The sequence below is a fragment of the Chryseobacterium rhizosphaerae genome (genome assembly GCF_003385455.1).
GTDB classification, from domain to species: Bacteria; Bacteroidota; Bacteroidia; order Flavobacteriales; family Weeksellaceae; genus Chryseobacterium; species Chryseobacterium rhizosphaerae.
Map to the genome: position 1 here is coordinate 1 of NZ_QNUF01000037.1, position 25,638 is coordinate 25,638.

The window sequence follows — 25,638 nt, forward strand, 5'->3', positions numbered from 1 at the left end:
TTCAGAAGCCTGTTTGGCTGCAGAGTCAGGACCCCGGTACCGTTGATTCCCGGCCTCGTCATACTTAAAGTAAACTTCTGTTACCTGGGCATACGATAGCCCAAGAGATGTGCATAAGAGTGATGTGCTTAAATAGATCTTTTTCATTGTGTTATGATTTGGGTGAATATAAAAGCTGTTTTTAATTCCCAAAATAGTGAAACACTATTTTATATTTTGTCCTGGATAGAATGCAAAAAAAATAAATCATTGTATTCTATCCAGGACAAAGATGCTGGAAAGTAAAATAGCTATCAAAGTGATAGTATCGTAAATTCATGAATTAACGAACATTAATTCATGAATCACACACAATTTAAAAATATGATTTACAATAAGTTATATAATTTGTTGCAAATTACAATCAAATTCAATTTACAGCCTTTCAATTTCTTTTAAATAAACAGAAAGCGGTGCACCTGTCCGCTTTTTAAAAGCTTGTGTGAATGCCTGTTCGGTATTATAGCCCAATTCTTCTGCAATAGAAGAGATTTTATAAGAACGAAGCTTTTTATCTTTTGCCAATCTATTGATAGCGTAATCAATACGGAGATCATTGAGATAGGTGGCAAAGTTTTTTCCTTTATGGGTATTAATAATTTCGGATAAGTATTTTGAATTTGTTTTTATCTTTCTTGCAAGACCTCCTAAAGAGATTCCCTTATCTAAAAATTGTTCCTTAGCTTCAAAAATTTCAAGTTCCTTTAAAATAAATTGAGTTATATCTTTAGAAATAGTTTTCGTTGTTTTATCTTCTATAGCTTCTTTCTCTTGAATATTATCAGAGTGTATTTCTTTTATGGACGGGATCTCTTTTTTAATAGTATTGTTATTAACAGAATGGATCAAATCTTGAGCAATCTTTTTATGTTTTTTTTCAGCTTTTTTGGATCTGCTATATAGAAATATAAATATCAACGATAAAACTAAAATGGAAAAATAAAAGAATTTCTTTTTATTTTTTAGCTCGTTGATGATATCTTCTTTTTCTTGTATTAATCTGGGCGTATCATATCGTCTCGGAAGTTCTCTGGAAATGTATCGAAACTGAGAATCTAATATCGGGTCAACTTTTAAGAATTTTTCAACATAATACAATTGCTTTTCTTTATCATTTTTCTCTTTGTAATAATCTATAATATAAGGATATACCTCTCTGAGCTCGGGAAATATATAACTGCTTTTTTGTACTAAAGAATCAATTTGCACAAAGCACTGAATTGCCTTTTTCTTTTCTAATAGCCCAGCATAGGATTTACCTAAATATAGAAGAGTGTAATTTTTATCTCTTATATTGTCATCTGTTGCAAAAAAATATTTTTTACATATTAATAAGTTGTGAATAGCTGTTTTATAATTTTCTATTTTGATGTTATAATAACCATTCAAAACTAAATATTTATAGTATCTTGCTGTATCTCTGGTCTTTAAAGAGGATTTCAACCCTTTTTGTATAAAAGCACCAGCAGAATCTACCTTATTGATTTCAAGGTAATTGTCTGCTAAATTCAGATGAATATTATTATACTCTGTTTCAGTAAAAAATTGAGCATTGTCTAAGTAATACCTCAATACTTTAGCTGATTCATTATGTTTCCCGACATAATTGTTCATGTAAGCAATATAAATATTAGCAAAAGCTATCTGTCGTTGGTTTCCTTTCTGTTTAGCATACTTTAATCCTAATATATAATTATTTAATGCGGACTTCATATTACCAAACCGAGAATACAAGTTCCCTCTCAATAAATAAATCCTGGCAGGGTAATAGTTTTCAGTGGAATTTTTGGTGATAGCTTGCAAGCTATCAATATACTTTAATGCGGTTGGCAGATTTTCATTAAAGTGCTGCATAATGTACCCTTCAGCAATTTGTTCTTCTTTTTTTTCTGATTTTGCCTTTTTAAGATAATACTTGGAAATTAAAGCAGATTGTTTTGCTTTGTCATTCCGTGCATAATTATAAAATTTCTGTTCTAATTTAGAATATGAATATTCCTTTAAAGAATCTACTATAGTAGATTGAGCACTAACTAAACTATATAGTGAAAATAGTATGAGATAATATTTAATTTTCATTTCATTAATCTGTGAATTATATTGCGAAAATAGTGTTTTCTTTACAAAGAAATTGGAAATATTAAAATTTAATAATTGGCATTGTATTTAATTGAAAATCAATGCATAATAGCTATTTCAATCTATTGAATTCATGAATTTAATGGGTTAAAATAGTGCAATATTGGAAAAAAATCATTTGTTTTGTTCTGCATTAAATATAAAAATCACATTCAATGAAAAAGAAAAACCAAACTGAAAAAAAGCTATCTTTAAAAAAATTACAAATGGCTAAAATTAGAAATCTTAATAAAATATATGGAGGCACCAAACAACAGCACCTCGATGATTGTGCGAATGGGGATAATGGAAGCATGGATATTGATCATACATTTGGAACCAGATAATAGTAATCGCGAATGGAAAAATTAATATTTAGCATTACATTTTTTTTTACAGTGAGTGTCTATTCTCAAAAAAATAATATGGCACCATCTATTCCTGTCAGCGATGAATACTTTGGAACTAAAATTGTAGATGAGTTTCGGAATTTAGAAAATTTAAAAGATCCTGAAGTTACAAATTGGATGGAATCTCAATCAGATTTCACTGCTTCTATATTAAATTCAATACCAAATAAAAATTATTATGTAAATAAAAGGTTAGAATTTGATAAGAAGCAGGGATATTCTATATCTGATATAAAAATAACGCTCAATGGTAAATATTTTTATTTAAAAAGAAATGCGAAAGAAAGGACTGCAAAAGTCTATTATAGAAATACATTTAATGGAAAAGAAGATTTATTGTATGATCCCACTGATTTTGTCTCTAATATATATAAAACAGGGCACGAGTACTTAATCAATTTAATTAGCCCTAGCTGGGATGGAGCAAAATTAGCAATCTCTTTAACAGAAAAGGGAAAGGAATTTTCCAAAGTGATTGTTATAGATGTAAAAACAAAGTATATCTATCCGGAAATAATTACAAATTCCAATCCATCTAATATTGGAGGGATAAAATGGCTAGATGATAACAGCGGCTTTTTTTACGTTTATTACCCTATTGTTGACCTGAGTTCAGATCAATTTAAAAAAAATACGCAATCTATACTTTACAGAATAGGTGAAGATCCTAAAAAATTAAATGATGTTTTCTCAAGCACTAATAATCCAAATCTAAGAATCAGCAGTGAAGAATATCCTGCTATTTTAACTTTTAATCCAGATGATCAATATTATATTGGGATATTGGTAGATGCAGAAGATTTTAGGAAAACTTTTATTATTGATAAAAAAGATTTGCTTAGTGGAAAAAAAGATTGGAAACTATTATACGATAAAGACAGTAAAGTATTTTCGATAAGATTATCAGGAAATGACATTTACTTTTTATCAGGATATAATTCTTCAAACTATAAACTATGCAAAACTAGCATTACAACTAAAAATTTTAAAGCTCCAGAAGTATTGATTCCTGAAAAACAAGATGAAGTAATTAAGCAATATGTGCTTACAAAAGATGGCATTTATTATGTGACTACTAAAAATGGTGTAGAAGCTAAATTATATGTATATCAGAATGGAAAAGAAACTCCAATTAAACTGCCCTATGTTTCAGGGCGTATTGATTTACAATCAAAAGGAAAAGCTTATTCTGATATATGGATTACTTGCTCGGGATGGGCTAATGATGAACAGCGTTTCAGATACGATTTATCTACCAATACTTTTAATCAAGAAAACCTCACTCCTGTTATAGATTATCCTGAATTTAAAGATATTATTGTAGAAGAACTTTCGGTAAAATCTTATGATGGTACAGAAGTTCCTTTATCTTTAATTTATAATAAAAAACTTAAAAAAAATACAACCAACCCAGTATTAATTGATTGTTATGGTGCTTTTGGACAATCTCAATTTCCCTTTTTTGCTAAAAGTTACTTATTATGGGCAAATCAGGGAGGTGTTATGGCTATTGCTCACGTAAGAGGGGGAGGAGAAAAAGGAGTTCGATGGCATACTGATGGACAAAAAAGTAAAAAATCAAATACTTGGAAAGATTTAATTGCTTGCGCTGAATATTTAATTGAAAAAAAGTATGCTTCTTCCGAAAAGATTGCTATTTGGGGAGCTAGTGCCGGAGGTATTGCTATAGGAAGAGCAATGACAGAAAGACCGGAATTATTTAAGGTAGCAATAATAGAATCAGGTGTATTAAATACTACAAGATTTGATAATAATGGCATTCAGAAAACCAGTATGAAAGAATATGGAAATCCAAATGATCCAATGGAATTTAAGGGATTATTAGAAATGGATTCATATCTGCATATAAAAAAGGGAGAGAAATATCCGTCTACATTAATTTATACGGGGATTAACGATCCTAAGATTTCACCATGGCAATCTACTAAATTTGTAGCCAAATTACAGGCTGATAATAGTTCAAAAAATCCTATTCTTTTAAATATTGACTATGAAGGCGGCCATGGTGGAGATATTCCTGTAACTCAAAGATATTCTAATTTATCTAACATCTTTGCATTTGCTTTCTGGCAGCTTGGTCATCCGGATTACCAGCCTAAAGAAAACATAAAAAAGTAATATTTTATTTTCCTTTCTAATCTTTTGATGAATATGTTTTCCGTATTCATCTTATTTTCATACAGGAAATTTCAGGAAGATATAATTTCTCGGCAAGATCAGGGATAGGATTTATACCTTTCCAGGATATTATCTATGCTTTTTTTATAGTTATTCTGAAGGTACTACCCTTTCCTATTTCGGTTTGGGAGATTTTAATATCTCCGTTATGGTATTCATGTATTACTCTTCTCGCTAGTGACAATCCCAGTCCCCACCCTCTTTTTTTGGTAGAATATCCAGGTTTAAAAGCATTTCTGGCCTGTTGTTTTGTCATTCCGCTTCCGTTGTCTTTCACTTCCACCAGGATACTTTTATTTCTTTCAAAAACGGACATGGTAATTGATCCTTCCCCTTTCATAGCATCTACTGCATTTTTCACCAGATTTTCTATCACCCAGCTCATCAGAATTTTATTATGAGGAACCAAAACCGTGTAATTAGGCAGCTGTAGGGTAAAATTAACTTTCCTGGAAATCCTGGTTTTTAAATAATCATAATTTACCTGAATCGTTTCATTGAAATTCATATCATTCAGCTCCGGAATGGAACCTATTTTTGAAAACCTTTCAGAGATCGTTCTGAGCCTTTCGATATCTTTTTCTATCTCGTGTACCCCTTCTGAATCCGGATTTTCAAGCTTCATGATCTCCATCCATCCAATCATAGACGATAAGGGAGTACCGATCTGGTGAGCTGTTTCTTTGGCCAATCCAGCCCAAAGATATCCTTCATCTGTTTTTTTTATCGTCCTGAAAAACCAGAAAGAGAAACCAAAATATAAGAGAATAAATAATCCTAAAATATAAGGTGAATAACGAAGGTTATTAAGCAGTCGTGAATTGTCATAATAGACAAACTGGTTATTTCCATCAGGCACTTTGATTTCTATAGGATCATAGTTTTTCTCCATATTCCTGATGAGATCCTGCAGTTTCTCGGGATCTTTTATGGTATTTTCAGGAATATTTCTGTAATATCCCAGATCAAGGATTGCATTTTTATTTTTATCGGTGACTATAAACGGAATGGTGTTGTTGATATTCAAAATCTCCGGTAAAAGATCCAGAACATCGGTATCAGGGGTTTTCACTTCCTGCTGGATCCGTATTGCCTTAGAAAGAAGGCTGATCCTTTTAATTTCTTCTTTTCTGAGGAAATTGATCAATGAGGTAGATGCCACTACAATGCCTACCACTAAGGCGGTCATTACAACAAAAATAATCCAGTTATTCAGCCTGGTTAATATGGATTTTCTCAAAGCTTTTTTATTTTAAAACATTCAGAATTTTCTGCAGCTCTGTACTTCCACTTCCCTGATAGTTGTTGATAATAATTGAAAACACGTATTTCTTTCCGTCTTTAGCGGTATGATATCCTGCAAAGGATTTGGTATCTCTCATGGTTCCGCTTTTCATTTTCATTCCGTTCTCCTGAACTGGAAAGCCATCCTGATAAGCTTCGAACCAGGATTGTTTTTTAGCATATAACAACGCCTGTACCTCTGCTTTTGCCGCCACATAATTCTGGGGAGAAAGTCCACTGCCATCAGCAAAATTAATCATATTCGGATTAATTCCTTTTGACTTCCAGAATTCCTTCAGATAGGCTACACCGCTTTTAAAACTTGGGTTTCCTTTTTTCTCTTTCCCTAAGGTTTTAATTAAAGTTTCCCCATAAAGATTGACACTTTTTCTTAAAAACCAATACACAATTTTATCCAGCGTCGGAGACTGGTAAGTTAGGATAATATTATTTTTCGGAGCTTCCAATACCTTCTTTCCATCCATTTCAAGCTGAGAATTGGTGACCGCCTTTCCTGAGAGCTCAATTCCGGCTTCTTTAAGCCATTGCTTTGCTTCCATAGCCAGTTGCAAAGGAGGATTAGGAGTAGAACCTGAAACGGTGACCGTTTTACCACCCGGAAGCATTCCGTTGATTAAGGCAACATCAGAATGAGGAGCTGTAAAGATCAGACTCTGATCCGAGCTTCCCCCCGTTTTTAGGTCATTCAGCCATTTTACACCTTCCAGGGGATAGGAAAAGCTTTTAAAATCTGTCCCATTGATATTGATATCAAACTGATTTTCCCTCCAGTTGATCCCCCAAACTCCGGCTCCATAATAATTTCCAAGGTCATCCCAGGGCCATCCTCCGGGAATGGTCTGATGGTCAAAATAAGAATCATCTATGACCAGATCACCGGATATTTTTGTAATTCCGGAATTTTTAATGGCTTCAATTAATTTCTTTTTAAAGCTTTCTGGTTTATAGGCATCATACCGCCAGCTTCCCAAAGTAGGATCACCATTGGAGCTGATGAAAAGGTTTCCATTCAAATTTCCTCCGGATATACTTCCGGAATAACTGGAAGTAGTGGTATAGGTATAATTTTTACCTAAAGTTTCCAAAGCTGCTGCTGCTGTAAAAATTTTCTGTGTGGAAGCAGTTGAAAGTCCTTTATTCCCTTGATATTCATATATAAAATTCCCATTATCATCTGAGACATAAAATGACAGACCGGAAGCAATGGTTCCTGAAGAGTCCATAAGGTCTTTGGTTGCTTTATCTAATTTCTGGGCTATATTCTGAGCAGAAATAACCTGTACAGAAAGGGTGAGAACTGCAAGTGTTTTTCTCATTGCATTGTTGTTTTTACTCTAAACTTTATTAAGATGTCTCAATCACGGGGCTCAATCATAATATTGACTGGCTGAACCGGACTAAAACATTTTTATTCATTCAAAATTCTAATCAAATATACTTAAAATAAAAGCTTCTCATATTCTTTGAGATCATGGTGTCCGAAAAGGATCTGATGGTCATGGGATTTTTCAAATGACCGATCGTATTTAAAATATTTCTCATAATCATCTTCGTCTATGAAGCTATCCATCTGACAGGCTTTTATATAATTTGTCTTTTCTCCATAATCTTCAATAAAGACTTGAGATTCAGTCCACGGTTCCTGATGACAACGAAGACAGGATCTTTGGTGAACAGCCTTATGTCCGCATATTTCACAGTGCTCTAAATTTTCAAATAATGCTGAAACCGGATTTTGCATATCCGGTGAAAATACCTGTAACGGAATAGTTTTTAAAAGCAGATAATAATTGGGTTCCTGCCAGGAAAAAGAAATACCTTCCGTCCCGTAAGCCGGTTCTTCTGTATACAAACATAATTTCTGAAGATCATATTCAATATCCGCTTTTACAATATCATTTATATTAAGAAGTGTTTTGCTGTTTGATCTGACATTCAGTTCTTCGTCAATTTCAATAACCGGTTTCTGGGTAAGGTAATGACTCAGGCATAACGTAGTCTCCCATGAATTCACACTTCTTTTCTTTCCTTCACTTCCGCAGATCTCACAGGTTTCCATAGAAAGCGCAGCGTATTTTTGAGTAATATTTTTAACGATCGTATTCAGTTCCTTATCTTCAGAATATGTGTAGCAACGGAGTTCTCCATATTTTTCTTTGCCAAAAATATCTTTTTCAATATTCCAGCCTCCAACGGCAAATTCAAACAGCATCTGCCTGATCAGCTCATTCCAACCGGTGCTGTTCACCTCAAAATTTTTAAGATTACGTTCTATGAAAGCATTGATCAATTCCTGTTTCATGACAGTCTGCTTCCCGATTCTATTTCATAAGGTTCTTTATCTTTTTCAAAAATTCTGGTCAGCTCACTTCCTTCAACGGTAATGGTATCTCCGATTCTTCTGATCCAGTTTCCTTCTCTAAGCCCTACTACTTTATTATCATTCTGGGTAAGAAATTCTTTGATTCTGGTTTCTCTGGTTTCTCCGCTGTGTTTCAAATCCGGATTCGGATCAAGATAATGAGGGTTAAGATTGAACGGAACAAGTCCCATACAGTCGAAACTGGAAGGATAAACAATTGGCATATCATTCGTGGTTTTCATGTTTTGCCCACCAATATTACTTCCGGCACTGCATCCCAGATAAGCTTTACCACCTGTTACGTTGTCTTTTAAAACAGTCATCAGGCCTTCTTCATGTAATGTTTTAACCAATAAGAATGTATTTCCTCCGCCTGTAAAATAACCTTTCGCCTGATCCAGAGCCCTGGCTTTGTCTTCAAATTCATGAAGACCTTTTACTTTAATATTGATCGTTTCAAAGAAAGAACGGGCTTTCGCAGTGTACTCATCATGAGAAATACCACCGGGTCTTGCAAAAGGAATAAAAACAATTTCATCAATTCCTTTATATAATTGGATTAATTCTTCTCTTAAATATTCCAGATATTCTCCACCGAAAATGGTAGATGTTGAAGCTAATATGATATTCATACGGGGAAATTATATTGATTATTAAAAAAAATACTGAACTACAAAGATAAACTCAAACCACAACGAATCAAAAATTAAACTAAAAAAAACATGAATCCCGTTAATATTTTCTAAAAAAACTTAAAGCTTCTAAAATTTGAGCTTTTATGGAATTATTATTGAATTTTAGAAGGTAGAATTTTAAATATAAGAATATGAAAACGGCTAAAGTTAATATTAAAAATCTATTTTTAGGTTTAATCCTTGTAGGAGGTGCAAGTTTTGCAAATGCACAAACTACTCAAACGGATAGTGCAAATAATACAGCTAACACAGCTGCTACAAGTCAAACGGGTAACCCTACGATTGACGGTCTTAAAAAACAAATTGAAGCCAATCCAAAGGATACGGAATCATTATCAAAACTGGCTACAGCCTATCAGGATGCTTCAGACTGGACCAATGCAATTGATACCTGGAAAAAAATCTCTGCTTTATTACCGGATTGGGCACCATCTTATTACAGCCAGGCCTATGCTTATCAGTCTGCTAAGGACGATGCCAATGCAAAACTTGCCTATGAAAAGTATATTGCCACTGTAAAACCTGAAGAAGTAGAGCAAAATAAGAAAAATCTGGCCTATGCCTATTTTTATATCGCTTTTGCAGAACAGCAAAGTGATCCCAACAAAGCAAAAGAACATATTGCTAAATCTATACAATATGATCCTACCAATCAGGATGCTATAAAACTTAGCAAAACTTTAAACTCATAATAATAAAAAAAAACCGGAAAATTTTCCGGTTTTTTTTTATTTCTTATCCTCTAATTTTTTCACCTGTCTCTTGTAATTGGGAGCTATGAATTATCTCACCAAAATATCCGATCTGTCACCCAAAATCTAAAATCTGGTATCTGAAATCTTGGCTCTTGACTCTTGGCTCTTAGTTCTTACCATTCCCCCTACTCAACCCTTTTTCCAAAAAAATCTGTTTCCCCATGCAGATGCCTGATAATTTTTTCAATATTACGTTGAATACCGGCTTCAGTTTTCAAATTATTAATATAGCGGATCAGCTCGTGCTGTCTTGAAGGAATCAGTTTTTCAAAATTGGCTGTAGCCAGTTTACTATCGCTGATCGCCTGTTCCAACCGGGGATGTATCGTAATACTTCTGTCGGAATCATCATATTCCAATGTTACTTCAATGATTTCGCCTATTCTTTTCGGAGAGTTTTTCAGCATTAGTAAATTCACATACAGTCTCCATTCCCCTACATATTTCATCAGGTTCTGCTTAAATTCTTTACCGTTCACCGTTCCTTTCACGGGAATCGGGCTCTTATTCTTTTCCGAATCTTCAAAAATCTGCTCCAAAATTTCATCCGGAACAAAAACAAAAGGATTAATCCCTATGATATCCAGTATTGCTGTAAAATGTTTGTTTTTCATGGAATAACAAATGTAGGCTGATTTTGTAAAATGTACAATGTTATTTGTACAATGTATAATGTATGATGTATGATGTATAGTGTTGGATTTGGTAGGTGATAGAATACTTTATCAATATTATAATTTCTGTAACCTCTAACACGCTTCCCCCAAACACTCCCACTCTAAAACCCAGTCCGAACCGCACTCATATCCAGACTCTCGCATCTGGCATCCCGAACCACAGACCTCGTAACTCAAAATTCATATTCAAGAACTCAATTAATTCCCCTATCTTTGCAGAAGTAAATCTATTTAATTTAACGAAATGAAATTTTTTATTGACACAGCTAATTTAGAGCAAATCAAAGAAGCTAAAGATCTTGGTATTTTGGATGGTGTAACTACCAATCCTTCATTAATGGCTAAAGAAGGAATCCAGGGAGCTGAAGCAATCAAAAACCATTACAAAACGATCTGCGAACTTGTAGACGGGGATATTTCGGCAGAAGTACTTTCTACAACTTATGAAGAAATGATCAAAGAAGGAGACGAATTGGCTGCTATTCACCCCAATATCGTAGTAAAGATCCCAATGATCAAAGACGGTATCAAAGCGTTAAAATATTTTTCTGACAAAGGAATCAAGACTAACTGTACTTTGATTTTTTCTGCAGGACAGGCTCTTTTGGCAGCAAAAGCAGGAGCTACTTATGTTTCTCCGTTCTTAGGAAGATTAGATGACATCTCTACAGATGGATTAAACCTTATCCAGGAGATCAGACTTATTTTTGATAATTATATGTTTGACACTGAAATCCTTGCAGCTTCTATCCGTCACTCAATGCATATCATTGACTGTGCTAAAATTGGAGCTGATGTAATCACATCTCCACTTCCTCCGATCTTGAGCTTGTTAAAACACCCATTAACAGACAGCGGATTAGCTCAGTTTATTGCAGATTCTCAGAAATTAGCATAAAATTGACCTAATCTAAAATATAAAAATCCCGGAACAATGTTCCGGGATTTTATTTTTATAATAGCTGGTTTATTTCAACAGATCAATCTCAAGAATATTATTTTCCTTCTGTATATCATTCCTTCGTTTTATTTCTTTATCCCTTTTTTCTGAATCAGAGGTCTTTGCTGCTTTTCCCGAAGCATCCATTTCCATGATAACCACTCCTTGGGCCAGCATCTGTCTTTCGCTTTTCATAGGATCGGCACGATACTCTTTATAAGCTTTTCTATACTTCTCCTCGTTCAGTGTAATGATAGGGTTAAACCTATGTTTATCTTTAGTACTCTGCCACTCATATCCTGGCGGAAGCTTTTTATTTCCTTTTAACTCAAATGAATGGGTATGGGTAGCATCTTCAAGCTTTACAATTAACCCCGGAAGTCCGTGAAATTTATAGGGTCCATCCTGAATGGGAAGGTCTGTGGTAAACCAGGCGGTCCATTTTCTACCGATAAAGTCACAGACTGCTTTCTGAACACTAAATCCTCCTATTTCTGTTTTATCTGAAAGGATGTTCCATTGCTGTTTTCTTCCATCCTTTACCATATATTCGTCAGCAACCAGGTTATTGAAAAAAATAACGGAATAATCCGGATACGTCTTTTCAACACTATACCGTATTTTACCTTTATATTGAATACCTGAGAGATTTAATTCTTTACTGCCGGCCTTAAACTGTTTTTCCATAGTTGCAGCAATGAGAGAATCTGTTTCAAAGGTATCTTTACTGTAAAATTTTGAACCTTTTGGAACAACATCCAGCAGCATCATCTCCGTTTCCGGTTGGTCTTTGGCAGTAGAATCACTAGCATACCGATACTCATATATGAATCTCTGATTCTGTGCATGGGCTGTGATGCCTAATAGCAGAATCAATAAGGTGATTAGTTTTTTCATTATTAATTATTTTGTAGATATCATCTTATTTTTCTTCAGAAATATTTTTCACTACTTTGCAGGGATTTCCTACAGCGACCACATTTTCAGGAATATCTTTAGTCACTACACTTCCTGCTCCTATTACGGAATTATCCCCTATCCTGACTCCGGGCAGAACAACCACATTTCCTCCCAACCATACATTATTTCCTACGGTAATGGGATGCGCATATTCCAATCCTTCATTTCTCTGCTTTACATCAAGTGGATGGCCGGCAGTATAGAAACTGCAGTTGGGGCCAATAAAAACATGATCTCCAAAGCTTACTTTAGCACAATCTAAAATAACAAGGTTATGATTGGCATAAAAATCTTCTCCCACTTCAATATTATATCCGTAGTCACACCAAAAAACAGGTTCTATACAAATGTTTTCCTTTGTACTTCCAATAATTCTTCTAATTAGCCTGCTTCTGTTTTCCGCGTCAGAGTTTTTCAATTCATTATATTCCTGGCACAAGTCTTTACATGCGATACGTTCGCGGATCAATTCCTTATCATAGTTCGCATCATATAAAAGTCCGGCTGCACATTTTTCCTTTTCTGTCATAAGATGGTAAGTTGAAAATTTATTTTTGCTTAGAAGATAAGAATATTTGTATTAATAATAAAAAGTGCTTAAAAAATACCCCATATTTATGGTGATAATAATCGGATTTTGGCTGCTGCCTGTTATCTAAAAAAACAAAACAGAACGCCAATGACATTCTGTTCTAATAATAAATGATATAATTTTTAATTCACCATATCCGGTTCAATCGGATTGTTATCTTTTTGAAGGGATTCCTTTGTTCTTTTTTCCATTTCCCGGAAAACCTGATTGGGATCAGAAATTTCTTTTCCATCAGAGGTTTTCACTTTAAAAGAAAACTTAGTATTAGTATCTCCCCCATTTTTCATCATCATTTCCCTCATATTTTTAGTAGGATCATTCACATAGGCTTTCCATGCTTTTTTAAACTGATCTTTCGTTACTTCAATTTCTTTTCCAAATCCTAATATCTTTACGTTCTCAGGAACTTGCATATCTTTTTCAGCATCAACAGATTTTACCGTTTTATTGCCGATCAGGGTCATACTGTGAGATCCCGTAGCATCTTCTACCTTAACAATCAGCCCTGGCAGTCCGTAGAATTTATAGGGTCCATCCTGAAAAGGAAGATCCGTGCTAAACCAGGCGGTCCATTCTCTTCCGCCAAAACTTGTGGTCGCTTTCTGGGCATTATATTCTCCAATCTTCAGTTTATCAGACAGTATTTTCCATTCCGGTTTTTTATCTTCCTTGACCTTATATCTGTCCGTAGAGATATTTTTGAAGAGGAAGGTCTTAAAATCCGGATATTCTTTGGTTACCTTATAAGAAACCTGTCCCGGTTTTTCCCTCCTGTTGACACTTATATTACCTCCTCCGGACTTCAGCTGTCTTTCAAGTTCGGCTCTTCCTATAGAGTCTGCTACAAATTTATCCTGGCTGTAATAGTTTGATCCTTTTTTATCAATATCCAGCAACATCATTTCTTTTTTCACCTCTTCCTTATGATTGGAATCGGGGATAAATTTATATTCGTAAAAAAACCTATTGGTTTGGGCACTGGTCAATATCCCCAGTAACATAAAGAATAGAATTTTATTTTTCATAATGATGAGTCAGTAAAAAAGCTTTGCCAATACCAACATTGACAAAGCTTGATGAAACTTTATTTCTTGGTCTGAATTCTTATTTCGTTCTTCGTGCCTTTAGCTTTGTTTTCTTTGAAAACAGTAACACTTGCAATACTTTCAGGTTTCAAGGCATCCGCTTCTTCTTTGGATACTTCTCTTCCGTCTATATAGTATGTCACATTATCCCATCCGCTTACTTTGAATCTTTTAATCCCATTCATAGCAATGTTCCCGTCGCCGTCTTTTTTAATATAATCCGCCTGCATTACCATTACTCTAGGAGTGTTACTTACTGAAGTGAAGCTTATTTTTCTGAAGTTCTTTACATTTTCTGAAGCTGCTTTTTCAGCTTCAATTCTTGCCTTCTCTCCTTCCTTTCTGGCTATTTCGATCCCTCTTCTTGCATTTTCGTGTTCCAATCTTGCTTTATCACTTTCTTTTCTTGCCTTCTCACTTTCCTTCATGGCATTTTTAGCCTCTTCCATTGCCTTTTTGGCCTCCTTGACTGCTTTACGAACTGCAGCTTTCTCTTTTGGTCCCAAGTCTTTATAGAATACCGTTTTATTATTTTTAGAATAAATCACAGTAGGGCTTTTAGGCTCACCTGGAGGAGTCGGTTCTACCAAGGGTTCAGGTATTTCAATTTCCATATTTTCAAGAGCCTCCATTTGATTTTTCCATTCAGGAGATTTGAAATATTCTTCTGTATCTTTAAGAGCTTTTTGATCAGCAATCTTACTTATTTCTGAAGACAGTAAGTTTATTTCTTCAATTTTTTTATTAAAATCTTTACTTCCAGGCTTCAGTTTATCCAGCTCCTTTCCTTTTTCGTCAATCTTTTTTTGAATTTGAGATAATTTTTTATCATCATCAGAATCATTCCCTTTTATTTCCTGGATTTTTTTCTGTTCAGTTTCTCCAGGTCTTACCGTATCCTTTTGGATCTGTAAAACAGCATTTTTAATAGAAACATTCGTTTCTTCAATTTCTTTATTTTTAGCATTCACCATATAGGCAAAAGCCACTGAAAATAAAACCGGTAATGCAAAAATTCTTCGCGCATACCCGAATTTGGTGTTAGGTTTTTGTAACATTTTAAGTCTTTTTTTAAGGTTTGAACTTAGAAACGGACTGGTGGCAGGCAACTGTGTTCCGGAAAAGTGGCTTGCTAAAAGCATCTGCGCAAATGCTTTCGTGTCCGAATGTTTTACGGCTTTTTTATCAGCCAGATATTCATGGATTAGGTTAATTTCTCTTTTGATAAGGTGAAAAAATGGATTGAACCATAAAACAGAGGTTATCACTTCAATAAAGATCTTATCAAATGAATGTTTCTGCTCAATATGTACCATTTCATGTTTTAAAATTTGTTCTCCAACATCAGAATTCAAAGTGATTGTATTCTTCCAGAAAAGGTTTTTAAAATATGAAAACGGAGCTTCTGTCAGGTCTGTACGGTAAAAATTAATACCATCAAAACTCTCTTTCTGAAACTGTTTTTTAAACTGCTGGATCTTAAAAATCCCATAGCTCAGCTTCCCTACAAAATAGAGAGAAACCAATCCCAGAGCTGAAAAAATAATGTTAAAATAAATGTGACCATGGTCTATGTTTTTTGCTGTGTTAAAATTCTGAATCTTATCAAGAAGCATATACATATCATTATTTACTTCTATTGTAAAATCGTCTATCCTGATCAAAGGCAGCAATAATGAGATGAGTATTGCCGACAACAGGTAAAATCTGTTATAATGATGAAATGTCTTGTCTTTTAAAGACAACTGATAATACAAAAACATTACACCAGAACATAAAATTACTTTTCCAAAGTACAGAAGTAGTGTTTCCATGATTCTTAGTTTTTCTTTTTCAATTCATCTAATAACATTTCAAGGTCCTGAACGGTCATTTCATTTTTTTCTACCAGAAACGAAACGGCACTTTTGTAAGAACCTTTAAAATAATTCTTGACAAGGCTCTTCATTGTTTTCCCTGAATATTGCTCTTTAGAAACCAACGGATAATATTCATGCTGCCTTCCATGCACATCATAGTCTACAAATTCTTTTTCCTTCAATACTTTCAAGATCGTAGAAACTGTATTGGTATGTGGTTTTGGCTCAGGAAAAAGATCAAGAATATCTTTAAGGAATCCTTTTTCTATTTTCCATAAATACTGCATTACCTGTTCTTCTGCTTTTGTTAAAGTTTGAATTTTCATATCCTTTTCATTTATCATTAAGGTGATATAGTATCCATGCATTCTATATCACTAAGAAATTAGTTATACAAATGTAGAGATAAAATTGAATCTAACAACTATTTTTTTAGTGATAAGACAAGTGAACACATTAACAATCTGATAATCAGTTCAATAAATTTACATTAAATATATTGAATTTTTAATAGCCATAAATTATCGGCTATATAATCATCAGAAAAGAAGGGATTTCACCTTTAAATTCTTAAAACTTGTTAAAATTTATTAAATAAAATTAAAATGGATTTGTCTAAACCGGGAAATTATATTTATTTTAGTGCTTTAAAAATTTCTCATGAAAAGATATAATTTATTGATTGTACTATTACTGCTTATTTTTAACGTTACAACAGCACAAAAGAAGAACTCTCCGGCTGCCGATCTCAGCATATTAAAGGAAACAAAATCAAAAATTGAAGCTACTGTTCCGTTGGTCGTTCAGCATCTTCAGAACATTGCTACCAAAGAAAGCGATAATAATATTGTCACAAACGGAAAAATTGCCGTGGGTAAAGAATATAAAATTTTGGAATCTGAATGGTTTTTATACAGAAACAACATGAAAAACTGTATTCTTAATAATTCTTCAAAAAAAGCTAAAAAATGTATGGAGTACCACACTCAATACCTGAGAAATACATTAATCAATTACAATAACTATATTACAAACCTCACCAAAAAGAATGGATATTTAGGAGTGGAAGGGGATACAAAATTTGATTTTAAACCTGCAGAAATTGCTACAAAACTAAGTGAAGCCTATTTTAATGCTAATGATGCTGCCGGAAGAATGAAAGCAAATCAGAAAAGAGAATTTTTAGATCAGACCATGTCTGATGATAATAAGCTAAGTCCTTATGCTCAATTAGCTCCATAATATAGAGGTAAATAAAAAACAAAAGAGAATCACAAATGTGATTCTCTTTTTTATTTGAAGTAAAAAAATCTCCGCCAAGCAGTTTTGTGGTACTAATCATAAAACCGTGGGGAAAAAGTAGAAAATGAGGCGGAGATTAATTTTCTTTCACAAACCCTGTAATCAGCTGTCCTAATTCTGATTATTCAGAGCTCTTACAAAAATAGCCTTATGTCTCTTACAAGTGAAAGGATAAATGTAGAATTAAATAATAATAAATGTAGAAGTAATACTACTTTTTTATAGAAATAGATATGAAAATAAAAATATCCCTAATTGACATTTAAGGCGAAATCCTAAATCCCACCCGTAACAAAACTATAAAAAAATCAATACCTTACAATAAAAACTCCTCCAACCATCACTCTTAACTCTCAAGCCCTCACCTATTTCCACCAGTGATAGTAGTTATGAAGTCCGTCATATTCAAATCCGCAACGTGGGTAAAGGGTATTTCCAATATCATTGGTTTTCTCTGTTTCAAGCATCAGCCCACATGCACCGGTCTCTTCACACCATTGTTTGCTGCGGTCGATTAACGCTACAGAAAGACCTTTCCCTCTATAATCAGGATGTACAAACAGATCACTCAGCAGCCACTGTTTCTGTAATTTGGTATAATGAAAAAGCTTATAAAGCTGAACAAATCCTACGGCTTTTCCATCAGCCATAGCAAGAAACAGGTCTGATTCACTGTTTAGAAACCTTTCTTTTAAAAAGGCTTTTCCTTTTTCCAAATCTGATTCCTGTCTGTAAAAAATACGGTAAAGATTAAACAGTTCTGCTGTTTCATTTAGATCCTCAAGACCCGCTTTTTTAATTGTGTAATTCATCGTTATATTTATTTGTATTAACGATGCAAAAGTATCTTTAAATAAGATGGATCTTATCCTCCAGATTAAAGCTATATAGCTAGGCCAGCATAAAGTCCGTTGGTTGTAATCCAACCTATTTTCCGCAAGTTCTGGATTTTATATCTATGAATAACATTGGATCTTTGCTGTATATAAACAAAATCATGACAGATATTATTCAAAAAATCAACAATACAGACTGGCACGCCATTACCGAAGCCATGCACCAAAACGGATATGCTATTATTCCTGATCTTTTATCGGATGAAGATTGTGAGATGTTGAAATCAAATTACCACCATTCAGAATCATACCGTAAAACCGTTGTTATGGCCCGGCACCGCTTTGGCTTAGGAGAGTATAAATATTTTAATTATCCTCTGCCCGAATTGATTCAAATCATTCGCACCGGTCTGTATCCCCATCTGGCTTCTATTGCCAATTCCTGGTTTAAAGCTTTACATATGGATACGTCATTTCCATCAGAACATGCTGAATTTCTAAAACAATGCCACATTCATGGCCAGCAGAAAGCAACTGTTTTAATTTTAAAATATGAAAAAGGAGGTTTCAACACGTTACACCAGGATCTGTATGGAGACCTGTATTTTCCTATTCAGGTTGTTGCCCAGCTCAGCGAACCTGAAAAAGATTTTACCGGAGGGGAGTTTGTACTAACCCAGCAGGTCCCCAGAGCACAATCAAAAGCAATTGTTTTAAAACCCAGGAAAGGCGATCTGCTTATTTTCACGACCAATTTCAAGCCCGAAAAAGGAACAAAAGGCTATTACAGAATTAATATGAAACATGGAGTAAGCGAAGTAAAGGAGGGAAACCGATACGCCCTGGGTATCATTTTCCATGATGCAGTAAGCTAAATTAATCTGAATGCTGGAACACCGTAGTACAGGAAGCTGGAAGTCATGACTTCCAGCTTCCTGTACTACTTCTCTTCTAATCTCTAACCTCTTGCCAAAAAATGATACAACATACCCTAATATCAGCTCCTATACTAAGAAGCAAAATCCGATCGCTGGAAATTCGTTTTGCCGGAAATAAAAACCTGAAAATCTATGGTTTACTCCAGTGTAGATCTGGGAAAAGAATGAAAAGAGAAAACAGAGTCTTCTTTGCGACGGAACAGGAAGCACTGCAAAATAACTTCCGCCCTTGTGGACACTGTATGAAAAATGAATATAAAAAATGGAAAGAGAAACATATGAGCTCTAAAGGGTGAGTAGAAAACCTTATATTGAATGTTGTACCAATCTATACACACTAATAAGATAAGCATTTGAGAGAATTTGTTTTTTTATTGAACCGACTAAAGTCCGTTCCTATTCAATATATCCTATAGAGTTCTTAGTTGATGTGGGCAGATAAAGAATAAAAAAAGAGAAGCAATCATGATTGCTTCTCTCATTGAGTAGCGGGAACCGGACTCGAACCGATGACCTTCGGGTTATGAGCCCGACGAGCTACCTACTGCTCCATCCCGCGGTGTATTTTTAGAGTGCCTACCGAAAGCACTTACTTAGTAGCGGGAACCGGACTCGAACCGATGACCTTCGGGTTATGAGCCCGACGAGCTACCTACTGCTCCATCCCGCGGTGTATTTTTAGAGTGTCTACCGAAAACACTTACTTAGTAGCGGGAACCGGACTCGAACCGATGACCTTCGGGTTATGAGCCCGACGAGCTACCTACTGCTCCATCCCGCGGTGTATTTTTAGAGTGTCTACCGAAAACACTTACTTAGTAGCGGGAACCGGACTCGAACCGATGACCTTCGGGTTATGAGCCCGACGAGCTACCTACTGCTCCATCCCGCGGTGTATTTTTAGAGTGCTTACCGAAAGCACTAAACTTAGTAGCGGGAACCGGACTCGAACCGATGACCTTCGGGTTATGAGCCCGACGAGCTACCTACTGCTCCATCCCGCGATATTGGATTGCAAATGTACGACTTTTTTTTAAAAATCCTAATTTTTCTTTTAAATAAAGGACTTTTATGAAAACTATTTTATTATTTGTATCTTTGTTTTATGGCAAAAATACTAAAAATCTACCCGGATAATCCTCAGGAAAATCTTGTAAACGAGGTTATTAAAACACTCAATAACGGAGGGCTTATTATCTATCCTTCGGATACAATTTATGCGTTAGGCTGTAATATTTTTGATATAAAAGCCATGGAAAAACTGGCCCAATTGAAAAAAATGAAGCTGGAAAAGGCGAAATTTTCAATAATATGTAATGATCTCAGCCATCTTTCTGACTTTACGAGACCTATTGACACCTCCATATTCAGGTTTCTGAAAAGTCACCTGCCAGGACCTTTTACGTTTATCCTTGAAGCTAATAAAAGTTTACCTTTAGCTTATAAAGGACACAAAACAATTGGTATCCGTGTTCCGGATCATCCGATTCCGCAGCTTATTGTTGAAAAATTAGGACATCCAATTGCTTCAACCTCTATAAGGGATGATGATGAAATTATTGAATACTCTACAGATCCTGAACTGATTGCTGAAAAATACGACCATCTTGTAGATATTGTCATTGACTCGGGATATGGTGATAATATAGCTTCTACCATTGTAGATCTTACTTCAGGAGAACCGGAAATCATCCGTCAGGGGAAAGGAATAGTATAGCCCGTTTCAATACCTGAGATATCACGTCTTAACAGAATATTTCATAAGAATACGGCCATATTTGCATTTTTGCCTTCGTATCGCTGTGATTACCTGTTCTGTTCTGCCGCTTACCTATTGAAAAATTTTTGCCCTATTGTATTAAGAAAAACATTCAAACTTTAAGATTCTGTTCAATGCCATTGCACTATTAACTTTATTTCTGTGATGGCCCTGAATTTATGGATTAAAAAAACTTATCTGTATTTTAACATTATGAAAATTGTAACATCACCTGCCAAATTAATGAACGTAGAAAATTCAACGGACCTGTTGAAATCCTCTACTCCAAGATTCATTGAAGATGCAGCACTTATACAGTCTTATTTAAAAGAAAAATCACCAAAATATCTTTCCGAATTAATGGAAATATCAACCAAGCTGGCTGATGAAAACTGGGAAAGAAATCAAAAATGGAAATCCAAACCTACTGCCAAAGAGTCTGCACCAGCCCTATTTGCTTTCACAGGGGAAGTGTACAGAGGTTTAGATGCCAAAACCCTTGATAAAGCTTCTATAGATTATCTGCAAAAAAATCACAGAATGCTTTCCGGATTATATGGTCTCTTGAAACCCTCTGATAAAGTAATGCTTTACAGGCTTGAAATGGGACGTCCTTTTGAGTTTGAGCATTATAAAAACCTATATGCATTCTGGAGAGAAAAAATTACTGAACAGCTGAATTCTGAAATGAAAAAAGGAGAAATTCTTCTTCATCTTGCCAGCAATGAATATGGAAAGGTCATTGACCGAAAAAAATTAAATCACACCGTAGTTGATTTTGATTTTTATGAATTAAAAGACGGTAAACTAAAAACAATAGTGGTATACACCAAACATGCGAGAGGTCTTGTGGTGAGGTTCTGTGCCGAAACGAATGCCCAAACGCTCAACGATGTAAAATCCTTCAATTATGAAGGTTACAGAATTGACGAAGATAAATCTACAGATACAAAACTGGTTTTTACAAGATAGATGACAATTTCAGCTTTTAAAAAATATTTCAAAGAAACACTTTCCGACCTTTATACTGAGTCGGAAAGTGCTTTTTTATCCTCGCTATTTATTCATAAAATTGTAGGCTTTGATCATTTTCAGCAAAGAAGATTTTCTGAACAGGAGCTTTTAATTGAAGATGAAAATCAACTTTCCAGCTTAGTATCCGAACTGAAGACCGGAAGACCTTATCAGCAGATTCTGGGTGAAACAGAGTTTTATGGAATGAAATTCTTTGTAGATGAAAATGTCCTGATTCCCCGTCCTGAAACGGAAGAACTGCTGGAAATAGCTATTTCTGAGATCAAAAAATACCTTTCCAATGTTATGGGTAGCGATATAAAATCTGAAAGTTTAGATGTAAAGTGGACTGAAAAAGCTCCGCATGCTTCCAATGATGAGAAAAAGGAGACTAGAACACTAAAAATCCTGGATATCGGAACAGGAAGTGGTGTCATTCCTTTGGTGTTAAAAAAGCACTTTCCTGACGCTGAAGTCTCATCGGTAGATTTTTCTGAAAAAGCATTATCTACAGCTCAAAAAAATGCAGAGCTCCACCAGCTGAACATCAACTTCATTCACGCTGATTATCTTGGTTTTGAACCCGCTGAAAGGTATGATATTATTATCTCAAATCCTCCTTATATAGGAATAGAGGAAGAGGTTGAGATTGCAGATTCAGTAAAAGAATTTGAGCCCAAAATGGCTCTTTTCTCTCCTACTTCTGATGCCCTGATCTTTTACAGAAAAATTGCAGAAGACTGTAAAAAGTATTTGAATGATCACGGTCTATTATTTTTAGAAATCAATCAGAAGCTGGGTCCGGAAACCTTGGGATTGTATAGTGATTTTTCCCAGGCAGAGCTATTGAAGGATTTATCTGACAATGACAGGTTTATCTATGGAAGGAAATAGGTACATTTACTTCCATAAAGTATACCCATGAAAATTTCCTTATTCAATATTGTAATCTGTGCTTCAGTAGGTTTACAACTTATCTCCTGTAAACAGCAGACACCTCAGGCTGTTATTGATCAGTATCATCGTAACGGAGAACTGGATGGTTCTGTTTTAGTGGTAAAGAACAATAAGACTGTATATGATTCTGCATTGGGATTCAGTAATATTGAAAAAGGGTTAAAAACGGATAAAAACACTTCTTTTTATATAGCTTCATTAAGCAAATCTTTTACTGCAGCTGCTGTTATACAACTTCAGGAAAAGGGATTACTGGACTATGATGATAAAGCTTCTCACTACGTGGAACTTCCTGAATATGCAAAGGACGTCAGTATAAGACAGCTTTTAAATCATACTTCAGGAATTAAAGATTATGAATCTCTACTCTCTGGTAAAAAAGCACTGACTAACCAGGATGTTATCGGTTGGCTGAAGAGCCTGAAAAAACTAGAATTTGCTTCGGGAAGCCAGTTTGAATACAGCAACAGCGGATATATTATTTTGTCTCAGATCATTCAAAATATTTCACAAAAGTCTTATAAAGAATATATTACTGAGCATATTATTGCCCCTTTACAAATGAATCATACTTATGTTTATGATTCATCTACTGTTATTGAAAACAAAGCCTTAGGTTATAACCAACACAAAAAACCTGATGATTATTCAATTTTAACCACAGGAGACGGAGGGATCTACTCTACTCCTGGAGATCTTTATCAGTATGATCAGGCATTGCGAAATTTCACACTGATCAATAAAGCCAATACAGCTCTCATGTACACTCCAGCTGTTCTAACCAATGGAGAGACCTCCAATTATGGATTCGGGTGGTATATAGAAAACACCGGGAGCGGAAAGGTGGTAAGCCACACGGGTGGCCTCAACGGTTTCAGGGCTTTATTCTGGAGAGATCTACAACATAACAGCTGCATCATTGCTCTGACCAATCAGGGGGATGCATTTCCGTTGCATGATTTCTTAAAAGATATGAAAAAAGCGATTCAGGAAAATTAAAAACAGGTCTTTTACAGCTTTAAGGTTTGCATTATCTTTGATATTTATAAACAGATAACGATGTTAATCAAATCACATACTATCAACAATATAAAAATAGCGGAAGTAATTTCTGACGACATGCTCATTCAGTCTGCACAGGATGGTCTGGACCTCATGGGTAATATTTATTATCAGGGATTTGATAAAATCGTCCTTTATGAAAAAAATATTACTCCAGAATTTTTTGATCTGAAGACAAAAATAGCCGGTGAAATACTGCAAAAATTCTCAAATTACCGTATCGGACTGGCTATAGTAGGAGATTTCAGCCAATATCAGAGTCAAAGCATGAAAGATTTTATTTTTGAAAGCAATAAGACAAAACATATTAATTTTGTTGTCATGCTGGAAGAAGCTTTGGAAAATCTAAGCAGATAATATTTTCAATTCTCTCCTGAGAATTCAAATATTCAACAAAACAGGCATCAGCCAAAAACATAACAACATCCTATCACTCAAAGCTCTCCAGCGTTAAAGTATCTGATGTCATCATCCATCATCTACTTTATTATTTGATCCCTGACTTTCATATTGAAAGTCTAAAGGTTTCTTTATTCTCCATTTTCCAGAGCATCTTATAAAGAATTCAACGTGTTTAAGTTTATATTCTGGAGCTAAATTCCACTCAATAATTAAAAAAATCAATTTAGTGGATTAGTTTCTTATGCCAGTAAAAATAAAATAAAACTAAACAAATTGTATAATAGGTAAAAAATTAAGTCTAAAATAACATTTTAACTAAAAAAATAATTTAATAAAATTTTAATCACAATAATACGCTGAAATAAAATGAATTATTCGTACTTTTGTAGAAACACAAGCATTATGAATATCATTATTTCACATACCATTAAAAGTCCGACATAGTAGACTTATTGCTAACACATTTATAATTCTCTTAGCAAAAATCAACAATAGCAAAAAAACACCTTAACAATAAAAACTTTACGTTTTTAATGTGGTTAAGATTCGTGTTTATACGCTCAACATTCGACACTGTAACATATTCTAAGGAATTGTTATAAAAATTATCTGCGGAACAATACGCTATCCGAAACTAAAAACGAAAACCATTTTTTTAATTTAAAAGTACAGGGATACTTTTAACAATTCATGTTGTTAACTAAATTATCATTAACATAAATAAATTCATTAACGATGAAAAGTTTTTTCTTACAAATTTCATTTTTTTTACTAAGTTCTTTTACATTCGCACAGGTAGGGATAAATACTCCCAACCCTGATCAAAGCGCAGTTTTAGATGTATATAGCCAAGATAAAGGAATGTTGATTCCCAGGCTGAGCACTGCAAAAAGGGATGCCATTTCCAATCCCGCCAATTCTCTTTTAATATATGATACCGACAAAAAATGTTTGAGCCAAAATATAGGAACACCTTCCAAGCCTGATTGGTTATGTATCAGCAGTAATGCAGTAAAAATGTTTTACATGCCTAGTGTTTCTTTTGATACTTCTGCCACAGCAACTGGCAGAACTAAAGACCTATATACATTATATAAAACACAGTTCGGATCTCCAAAGGCAAAGAGCACGAGCGCTCCGGCATCTATTCCTTTTTTCCCATCCAGCAAAGATCTTTACTATTATGTAACGGATGCTGATCCTAATGTATTCAGTAATATTACGATTTCTGATGACGGAGTCATGAAATACGATGTAAAAGCAGCGGCTACAGACTGTTCTTTTATTAATATTGTTTTTGTTGTCAAATAATTGAGTTATGATAAAAAGTACCTCAATTGTAAGATACAAAAGATTTTTGCTCACTTTTTCA

25 protein-coding genes and 5 tRNA genes are annotated in these 25,638 nt (G+C 34.5%); 13 read left to right on the forward strand and 17 right to left on the reverse strand.

The window, feature by feature from the left end:
- Positions 1-414: 414 nt before the first annotated feature.
- Entirely contained in the window at positions 415-2,118 is a 1,704-nt protein-coding gene (locus DRF57_RS21295) for a helix-turn-helix domain-containing protein (protein WP_047491190.1), read from the reverse strand.
- Positions 2,119-2,333: 215 nt separating this feature from the next.
- Between DRF57_RS21295 and DRF57_RS23750 the strand changes: the two genes are divergently transcribed.
- The gene (locus DRF57_RS23750) at positions 2,334-2,504 is read left to right on the forward strand and encodes a hypothetical protein (RefSeq protein WP_156126076.1); all 171 of its coding nucleotides are present in this window, start codon (positions 2,334-2,336) and stop codon (positions 2,502-2,504) included.
- A 12-nt stretch (positions 2,505-2,516) separates the two neighbouring features.
- Positions 2,517-4,706 (forward strand): prolyl oligopeptidase family serine peptidase, encoded by a 2,190-nt coding sequence (locus tag DRF57_RS21300; RefSeq protein WP_047491193.1) that lies wholly within the window; start codon positions 2,517-2,519, stop codon positions 4,704-4,706.
- A 133-nt stretch (positions 4,707-4,839) separates the two neighbouring features.
- Here the strand turns inward: DRF57_RS21300 and DRF57_RS21305 are convergent, their stop codons facing one another.
- From DRF57_RS21305 to pepE, 4 genes are all read right to left on the reverse strand, one after another.
- Positions 4,840-6,006, reverse strand: coding sequence for a sensor histidine kinase (locus tag DRF57_RS21305; protein WP_047491196.1), 1,167 nt, complete (start codon positions 6,004-6,006; stop codon positions 4,840-4,842).
- A 7-nt stretch (positions 6,007-6,013) separates the two neighbouring features.
- A complete protein-coding gene (gene dacB / locus DRF57_RS21310) occupies positions 6,014-7,387 on the reverse strand; it encodes a D-alanyl-D-alanine carboxypeptidase/D-alanyl-D-alanine endopeptidase (protein WP_115920738.1) in 1,374 nt (457 codons plus the stop codon).
- Between the two features lie 122 nt (positions 7,388-7,509).
- Positions 7,510-8,373, reverse strand: coding sequence for a hypothetical protein (locus DRF57_RS21315; protein WP_115920740.1), 864 nt, complete (start codon positions 8,371-8,373; stop codon positions 7,510-7,512).
- The gene (gene pepE / locus DRF57_RS21320) at positions 8,370-9,065 is read right to left on the reverse strand and encodes a dipeptidase PepE (protein ID WP_115920741.1); all 696 of its coding nucleotides are present in this window, start codon (positions 9,063-9,065) and stop codon (positions 8,370-8,372) included. The genes DRF57_RS21315 and pepE overlap by 4 nt, the downstream gene beginning before the upstream one ends.
- A 194-nt stretch (positions 9,066-9,259) precedes the next feature.
- On the opposite strand from pepE, the gene DRF57_RS21325 reads away from it, so the two are divergent.
- Positions 9,260-9,820 (forward strand): tetratricopeptide repeat protein, encoded by a 561-nt coding sequence (locus tag DRF57_RS21325; RefSeq protein WP_115920742.1) that lies wholly within the window; start codon positions 9,260-9,262, stop codon positions 9,818-9,820.
- A 188-nt stretch (positions 9,821-10,008) separates the two neighbouring features.
- Here DRF57_RS21325 and DRF57_RS21330 read toward each other — a convergent pair whose 3' ends face one another.
- Positions 10,009-10,497 carry a YdeI/OmpD-associated family protein gene (locus DRF57_RS21330; RefSeq protein ID WP_115920744.1) on the reverse strand — a complete coding sequence of 163 codons (489 nt, stop codon included), beginning with the start codon at positions 10,495-10,497 and terminating at the stop codon, positions 10,009-10,011.
- 307 nt (positions 10,498-10,804) lie between these two features.
- Here DRF57_RS21330 and fsa point away from each other — a divergent pair, with 307 nt between their 5' ends.
- Entirely contained in the window at positions 10,805-11,458 is a 654-nt protein-coding gene (fsa, locus tag DRF57_RS21335) for a fructose-6-phosphate aldolase (RefSeq protein WP_047491216.1), read from the forward strand.
- A 69-nt stretch (positions 11,459-11,527) separates the two neighbouring features.
- Here the strand turns inward: fsa and DRF57_RS21340 are convergent, their stop codons facing one another.
- From DRF57_RS21340 to DRF57_RS21360, 5 genes are all read right to left on the reverse strand, one after another.
- Positions 11,528-12,397, reverse strand: coding sequence for a GLPGLI family protein (locus DRF57_RS21340; RefSeq protein ID WP_047491219.1), 870 nt, complete (start codon positions 12,395-12,397; stop codon positions 11,528-11,530).
- 25 nt (positions 12,398-12,422) lie between these two features.
- Positions 12,423-12,989, reverse strand: coding sequence for a sugar O-acetyltransferase (locus tag DRF57_RS21345; RefSeq protein ID WP_047491223.1), 567 nt, complete (start codon positions 12,987-12,989; stop codon positions 12,423-12,425).
- Between the two features lie 185 nt (positions 12,990-13,174).
- Positions 13,175-14,077: a GLPGLI family protein gene (locus DRF57_RS21350; RefSeq protein WP_047491225.1), complete on the reverse strand. Its 903-nt coding sequence runs from the start codon at positions 14,075-14,077 to the stop codon at positions 13,175-13,177.
- 59 nt (positions 14,078-14,136) lie between these two features.
- Positions 14,137-15,951 (reverse strand): M56 family metallopeptidase, encoded by a 1,815-nt coding sequence (locus DRF57_RS21355; protein ID WP_115920746.1) that lies wholly within the window; start codon positions 15,949-15,951, stop codon positions 14,137-14,139.
- A gap of 5 nt (positions 15,952-15,956) precedes the next feature.
- A complete protein-coding gene (locus tag DRF57_RS21360; protein ID WP_047491271.1) occupies positions 15,957-16,322 on the reverse strand; it encodes a BlaI/MecI/CopY family transcriptional regulator in 366 nt (121 codons plus the stop codon).
- 334 nt (positions 16,323-16,656) lie between these two features.
- Here DRF57_RS21360 and DRF57_RS21365 point away from each other — a divergent pair, with 334 nt between their 5' ends.
- A complete protein-coding gene (locus tag DRF57_RS21365) occupies positions 16,657-17,238 on the forward strand; it encodes a hypothetical protein (protein WP_115920748.1) in 582 nt (193 codons plus the stop codon).
- Positions 17,239-17,663: 425 nt separating this feature from the next.
- On the opposite strand, the gene DRF57_RS21370 is transcribed toward DRF57_RS21365, so the two are convergent.
- Positions 17,664-18,110 (reverse strand): GNAT family N-acetyltransferase, encoded by a 447-nt coding sequence (locus DRF57_RS21370; RefSeq protein ID WP_115920750.1) that lies wholly within the window; start codon positions 18,108-18,110, stop codon positions 17,664-17,666.
- Between the two features lie 185 nt (positions 18,111-18,295).
- On the opposite strand from DRF57_RS21370, the gene DRF57_RS21375 reads away from it, so the two are divergent.
- Both DRF57_RS21375 and DRF57_RS21380 read left to right on the forward strand, forming a co-directional pair.
- Positions 18,296-19,009, forward strand: coding sequence for a 2OG-Fe(II) oxygenase (locus tag DRF57_RS21375; RefSeq protein ID WP_047491285.1), 714 nt, complete (start codon positions 18,296-18,298; stop codon positions 19,007-19,009).
- A 101-nt stretch (positions 19,010-19,110) separates the two neighbouring features.
- Positions 19,111-19,368, forward strand: a complete 258-nt coding sequence (locus tag DRF57_RS21380) for an Ada metal-binding domain-containing protein (protein WP_047491241.1) — start codon at positions 19,111-19,113, stop codon at positions 19,366-19,368.
- Between the two features lie 190 nt (positions 19,369-19,558).
- Here DRF57_RS21380 and DRF57_RS21385 read toward each other — a convergent pair.
- From DRF57_RS21385 to DRF57_RS21405, 5 genes are all read right to left on the reverse strand, one after another.
- Positions 19,559-19,631 (reverse strand) — tRNA-Met (locus DRF57_RS21385).
- Positions 19,632-19,669: 38 nt separating this feature from the next.
- A tRNA-Met gene (locus DRF57_RS21390) sits at positions 19,670-19,742 on the reverse strand.
- Positions 19,743-19,780: 38 nt separating this feature from the next.
- Positions 19,781-19,853: transfer RNA gene (locus DRF57_RS21395), tRNA-Met, on the reverse strand.
- Positions 19,854-19,891: 38 nt separating this feature from the next.
- Positions 19,892-19,964 (reverse strand) — tRNA-Met (locus DRF57_RS21400).
- Positions 19,965-20,003: 39 nt separating this feature from the next.
- A tRNA-Met gene (locus tag DRF57_RS21405) sits at positions 20,004-20,076 on the reverse strand.
- Positions 20,077-20,177: 101 nt separating this feature from the next.
- On the opposite strand from DRF57_RS21405, the gene DRF57_RS21410 reads away from it, so the two are divergent.
- From DRF57_RS21410 to DRF57_RS21435, 6 genes are all read left to right on the forward strand, one after another.
- On the forward strand, positions 20,178-20,789 hold the full coding sequence (locus tag DRF57_RS21410; protein ID WP_115920752.1) for an L-threonylcarbamoyladenylate synthase: 612 nt from the start codon (positions 20,178-20,180) through the stop codon (positions 20,787-20,789).
- A gap of 255 nt (positions 20,790-21,044) precedes the next feature.
- Positions 21,045-21,803 (forward strand): peroxide stress protein YaaA, encoded by a 759-nt coding sequence (yaaA, locus tag DRF57_RS21415; RefSeq protein ID WP_115920779.1) that lies wholly within the window; start codon positions 21,045-21,047, stop codon positions 21,801-21,803.
- On the forward strand, positions 21,804-22,739 hold the full coding sequence (gene prmC, locus DRF57_RS21420; RefSeq protein ID WP_115920754.1) for a peptide chain release factor N(5)-glutamine methyltransferase: 936 nt from the start codon (positions 21,804-21,806) through the stop codon (positions 22,737-22,739).
- A 27-nt stretch (positions 22,740-22,766) separates the two neighbouring features.
- Entirely contained in the window at positions 22,767-23,801 is a 1,035-nt protein-coding gene (locus DRF57_RS21425; RefSeq protein ID WP_115920756.1) for a serine hydrolase domain-containing protein, read from the forward strand.
- Between the two features lie 60 nt (positions 23,802-23,861).
- Entirely contained in the window at positions 23,862-24,221 is a 360-nt protein-coding gene (locus tag DRF57_RS21430; RefSeq protein ID WP_047485764.1) for a DUF4180 domain-containing protein, read from the forward strand.
- A 780-nt stretch (positions 24,222-25,001) separates the two neighbouring features.
- A complete protein-coding gene (locus tag DRF57_RS21435; RefSeq protein WP_115920758.1) occupies positions 25,002-25,577 on the forward strand; it encodes a hypothetical protein in 576 nt (191 codons plus the stop codon).
- The last annotated feature ends 61 nt before the right edge of the window (positions 25,578-25,638 follow it).

Coding starts and splice junctions, on each gene's coding strand:
- DRF57_RS21295 (WP_047491190.1), bottom strand. CDS start 2,118: ATGAAAATTAAATATTATCTCATACTATTTTCACTATATAGTTTAGTT.
- DRF57_RS23750 (WP_156126076.1), top strand. CDS start 2,334: ATGAAAAAGAAAAACCAAACTGAAAAAAAGCTATCTTTAAAAAAATTA.
- DRF57_RS21300 (WP_047491193.1), top strand. CDS start 2,517: ATGGAAAAATTAATATTTAGCATTACATTTTTTTTTACAGTGAGTGTC.
- dacB (WP_115920738.1), bottom strand. CDS start 7,387: ATGAGAAAAACACTTGCAGTTCTCACCCTTTCTGTACAGGTTATTTCT.
- DRF57_RS21315 (WP_115920740.1), bottom strand. CDS start 8,373: ATGAAACAGGAATTGATCAATGCTTTCATAGAACGTAATCTTAAAAAT.
- pepE (WP_115920741.1), bottom strand. CDS start 9,065: ATGAATATCATATTAGCTTCAACATCTACCATTTTCGGTGGAGAATAT.
- DRF57_RS21325 (WP_115920742.1), top strand. CDS start 9,260: ATGAAAACGGCTAAAGTTAATATTAAAAATCTATTTTTAGGTTTAATC.
- DRF57_RS21330 (WP_115920744.1), bottom strand. CDS start 10,497: ATGAAAAACAAACATTTTACAGCAATACTGGATATCATAGGGATTAAT.
- fsa (WP_047491216.1), top strand. CDS start 10,805: ATGAAATTTTTTATTGACACAGCTAATTTAGAGCAAATCAAAGAAGCT.
- DRF57_RS21340 (WP_047491219.1), bottom strand. CDS start 12,397: ATGAAAAAACTAATCACCTTATTGATTCTGCTATTAGGCATCACAGCC.
- DRF57_RS21345 (WP_047491223.1), bottom strand. CDS start 12,989: ATGACAGAAAAGGAAAAATGTGCAGCCGGACTTTTATATGATGCGAAC.
- DRF57_RS21350 (WP_047491225.1), bottom strand. CDS start 14,077: ATGAAAAATAAAATTCTATTCTTTATGTTACTGGGGATATTGACCAGT.
- DRF57_RS21355 (WP_115920746.1), bottom strand. CDS start 15,951: ATGGAAACACTACTTCTGTACTTTGGAAAAGTAATTTTATGTTCTGGT.
- DRF57_RS21360 (WP_047491271.1), bottom strand. CDS start 16,322: ATGAAAATTCAAACTTTAACAAAAGCAGAAGAACAGGTAATGCAGTAT.
- DRF57_RS21365 (WP_115920748.1), top strand. CDS start 16,657: ATGAAAAGATATAATTTATTGATTGTACTATTACTGCTTATTTTTAAC.
- DRF57_RS21370 (WP_115920750.1), bottom strand. CDS start 18,110: ATGAATTACACAATTAAAAAAGCGGGTCTTGAGGATCTAAATGAAACA.
- DRF57_RS21375 (WP_047491285.1), top strand. CDS start 18,296: ATGACAGATATTATTCAAAAAATCAACAATACAGACTGGCACGCCATT.
- DRF57_RS21380 (WP_047491241.1), top strand. CDS start 19,111: ATGATACAACATACCCTAATATCAGCTCCTATACTAAGAAGCAAAATC.
- DRF57_RS21410 (WP_115920752.1), top strand. CDS start 20,178: ATGGCAAAAATACTAAAAATCTACCCGGATAATCCTCAGGAAAATCTT.
- yaaA (WP_115920779.1), top strand. CDS start 21,045: ATGAAAATTGTAACATCACCTGCCAAATTAATGAACGTAGAAAATTCA.
- prmC (WP_115920754.1), top strand. CDS start 21,804: ATGACAATTTCAGCTTTTAAAAAATATTTCAAAGAAACACTTTCCGAC.
- DRF57_RS21425 (WP_115920756.1), top strand. CDS start 22,767: ATGAAAATTTCCTTATTCAATATTGTAATCTGTGCTTCAGTAGGTTTA.
- DRF57_RS21430 (WP_047485764.1), top strand. CDS start 23,862: ATGTTAATCAAATCACATACTATCAACAATATAAAAATAGCGGAAGTA.
- DRF57_RS21435 (WP_115920758.1), top strand. CDS start 25,002: ATGAAAAGTTTTTTCTTACAAATTTCATTTTTTTTACTAAGTTCTTTT.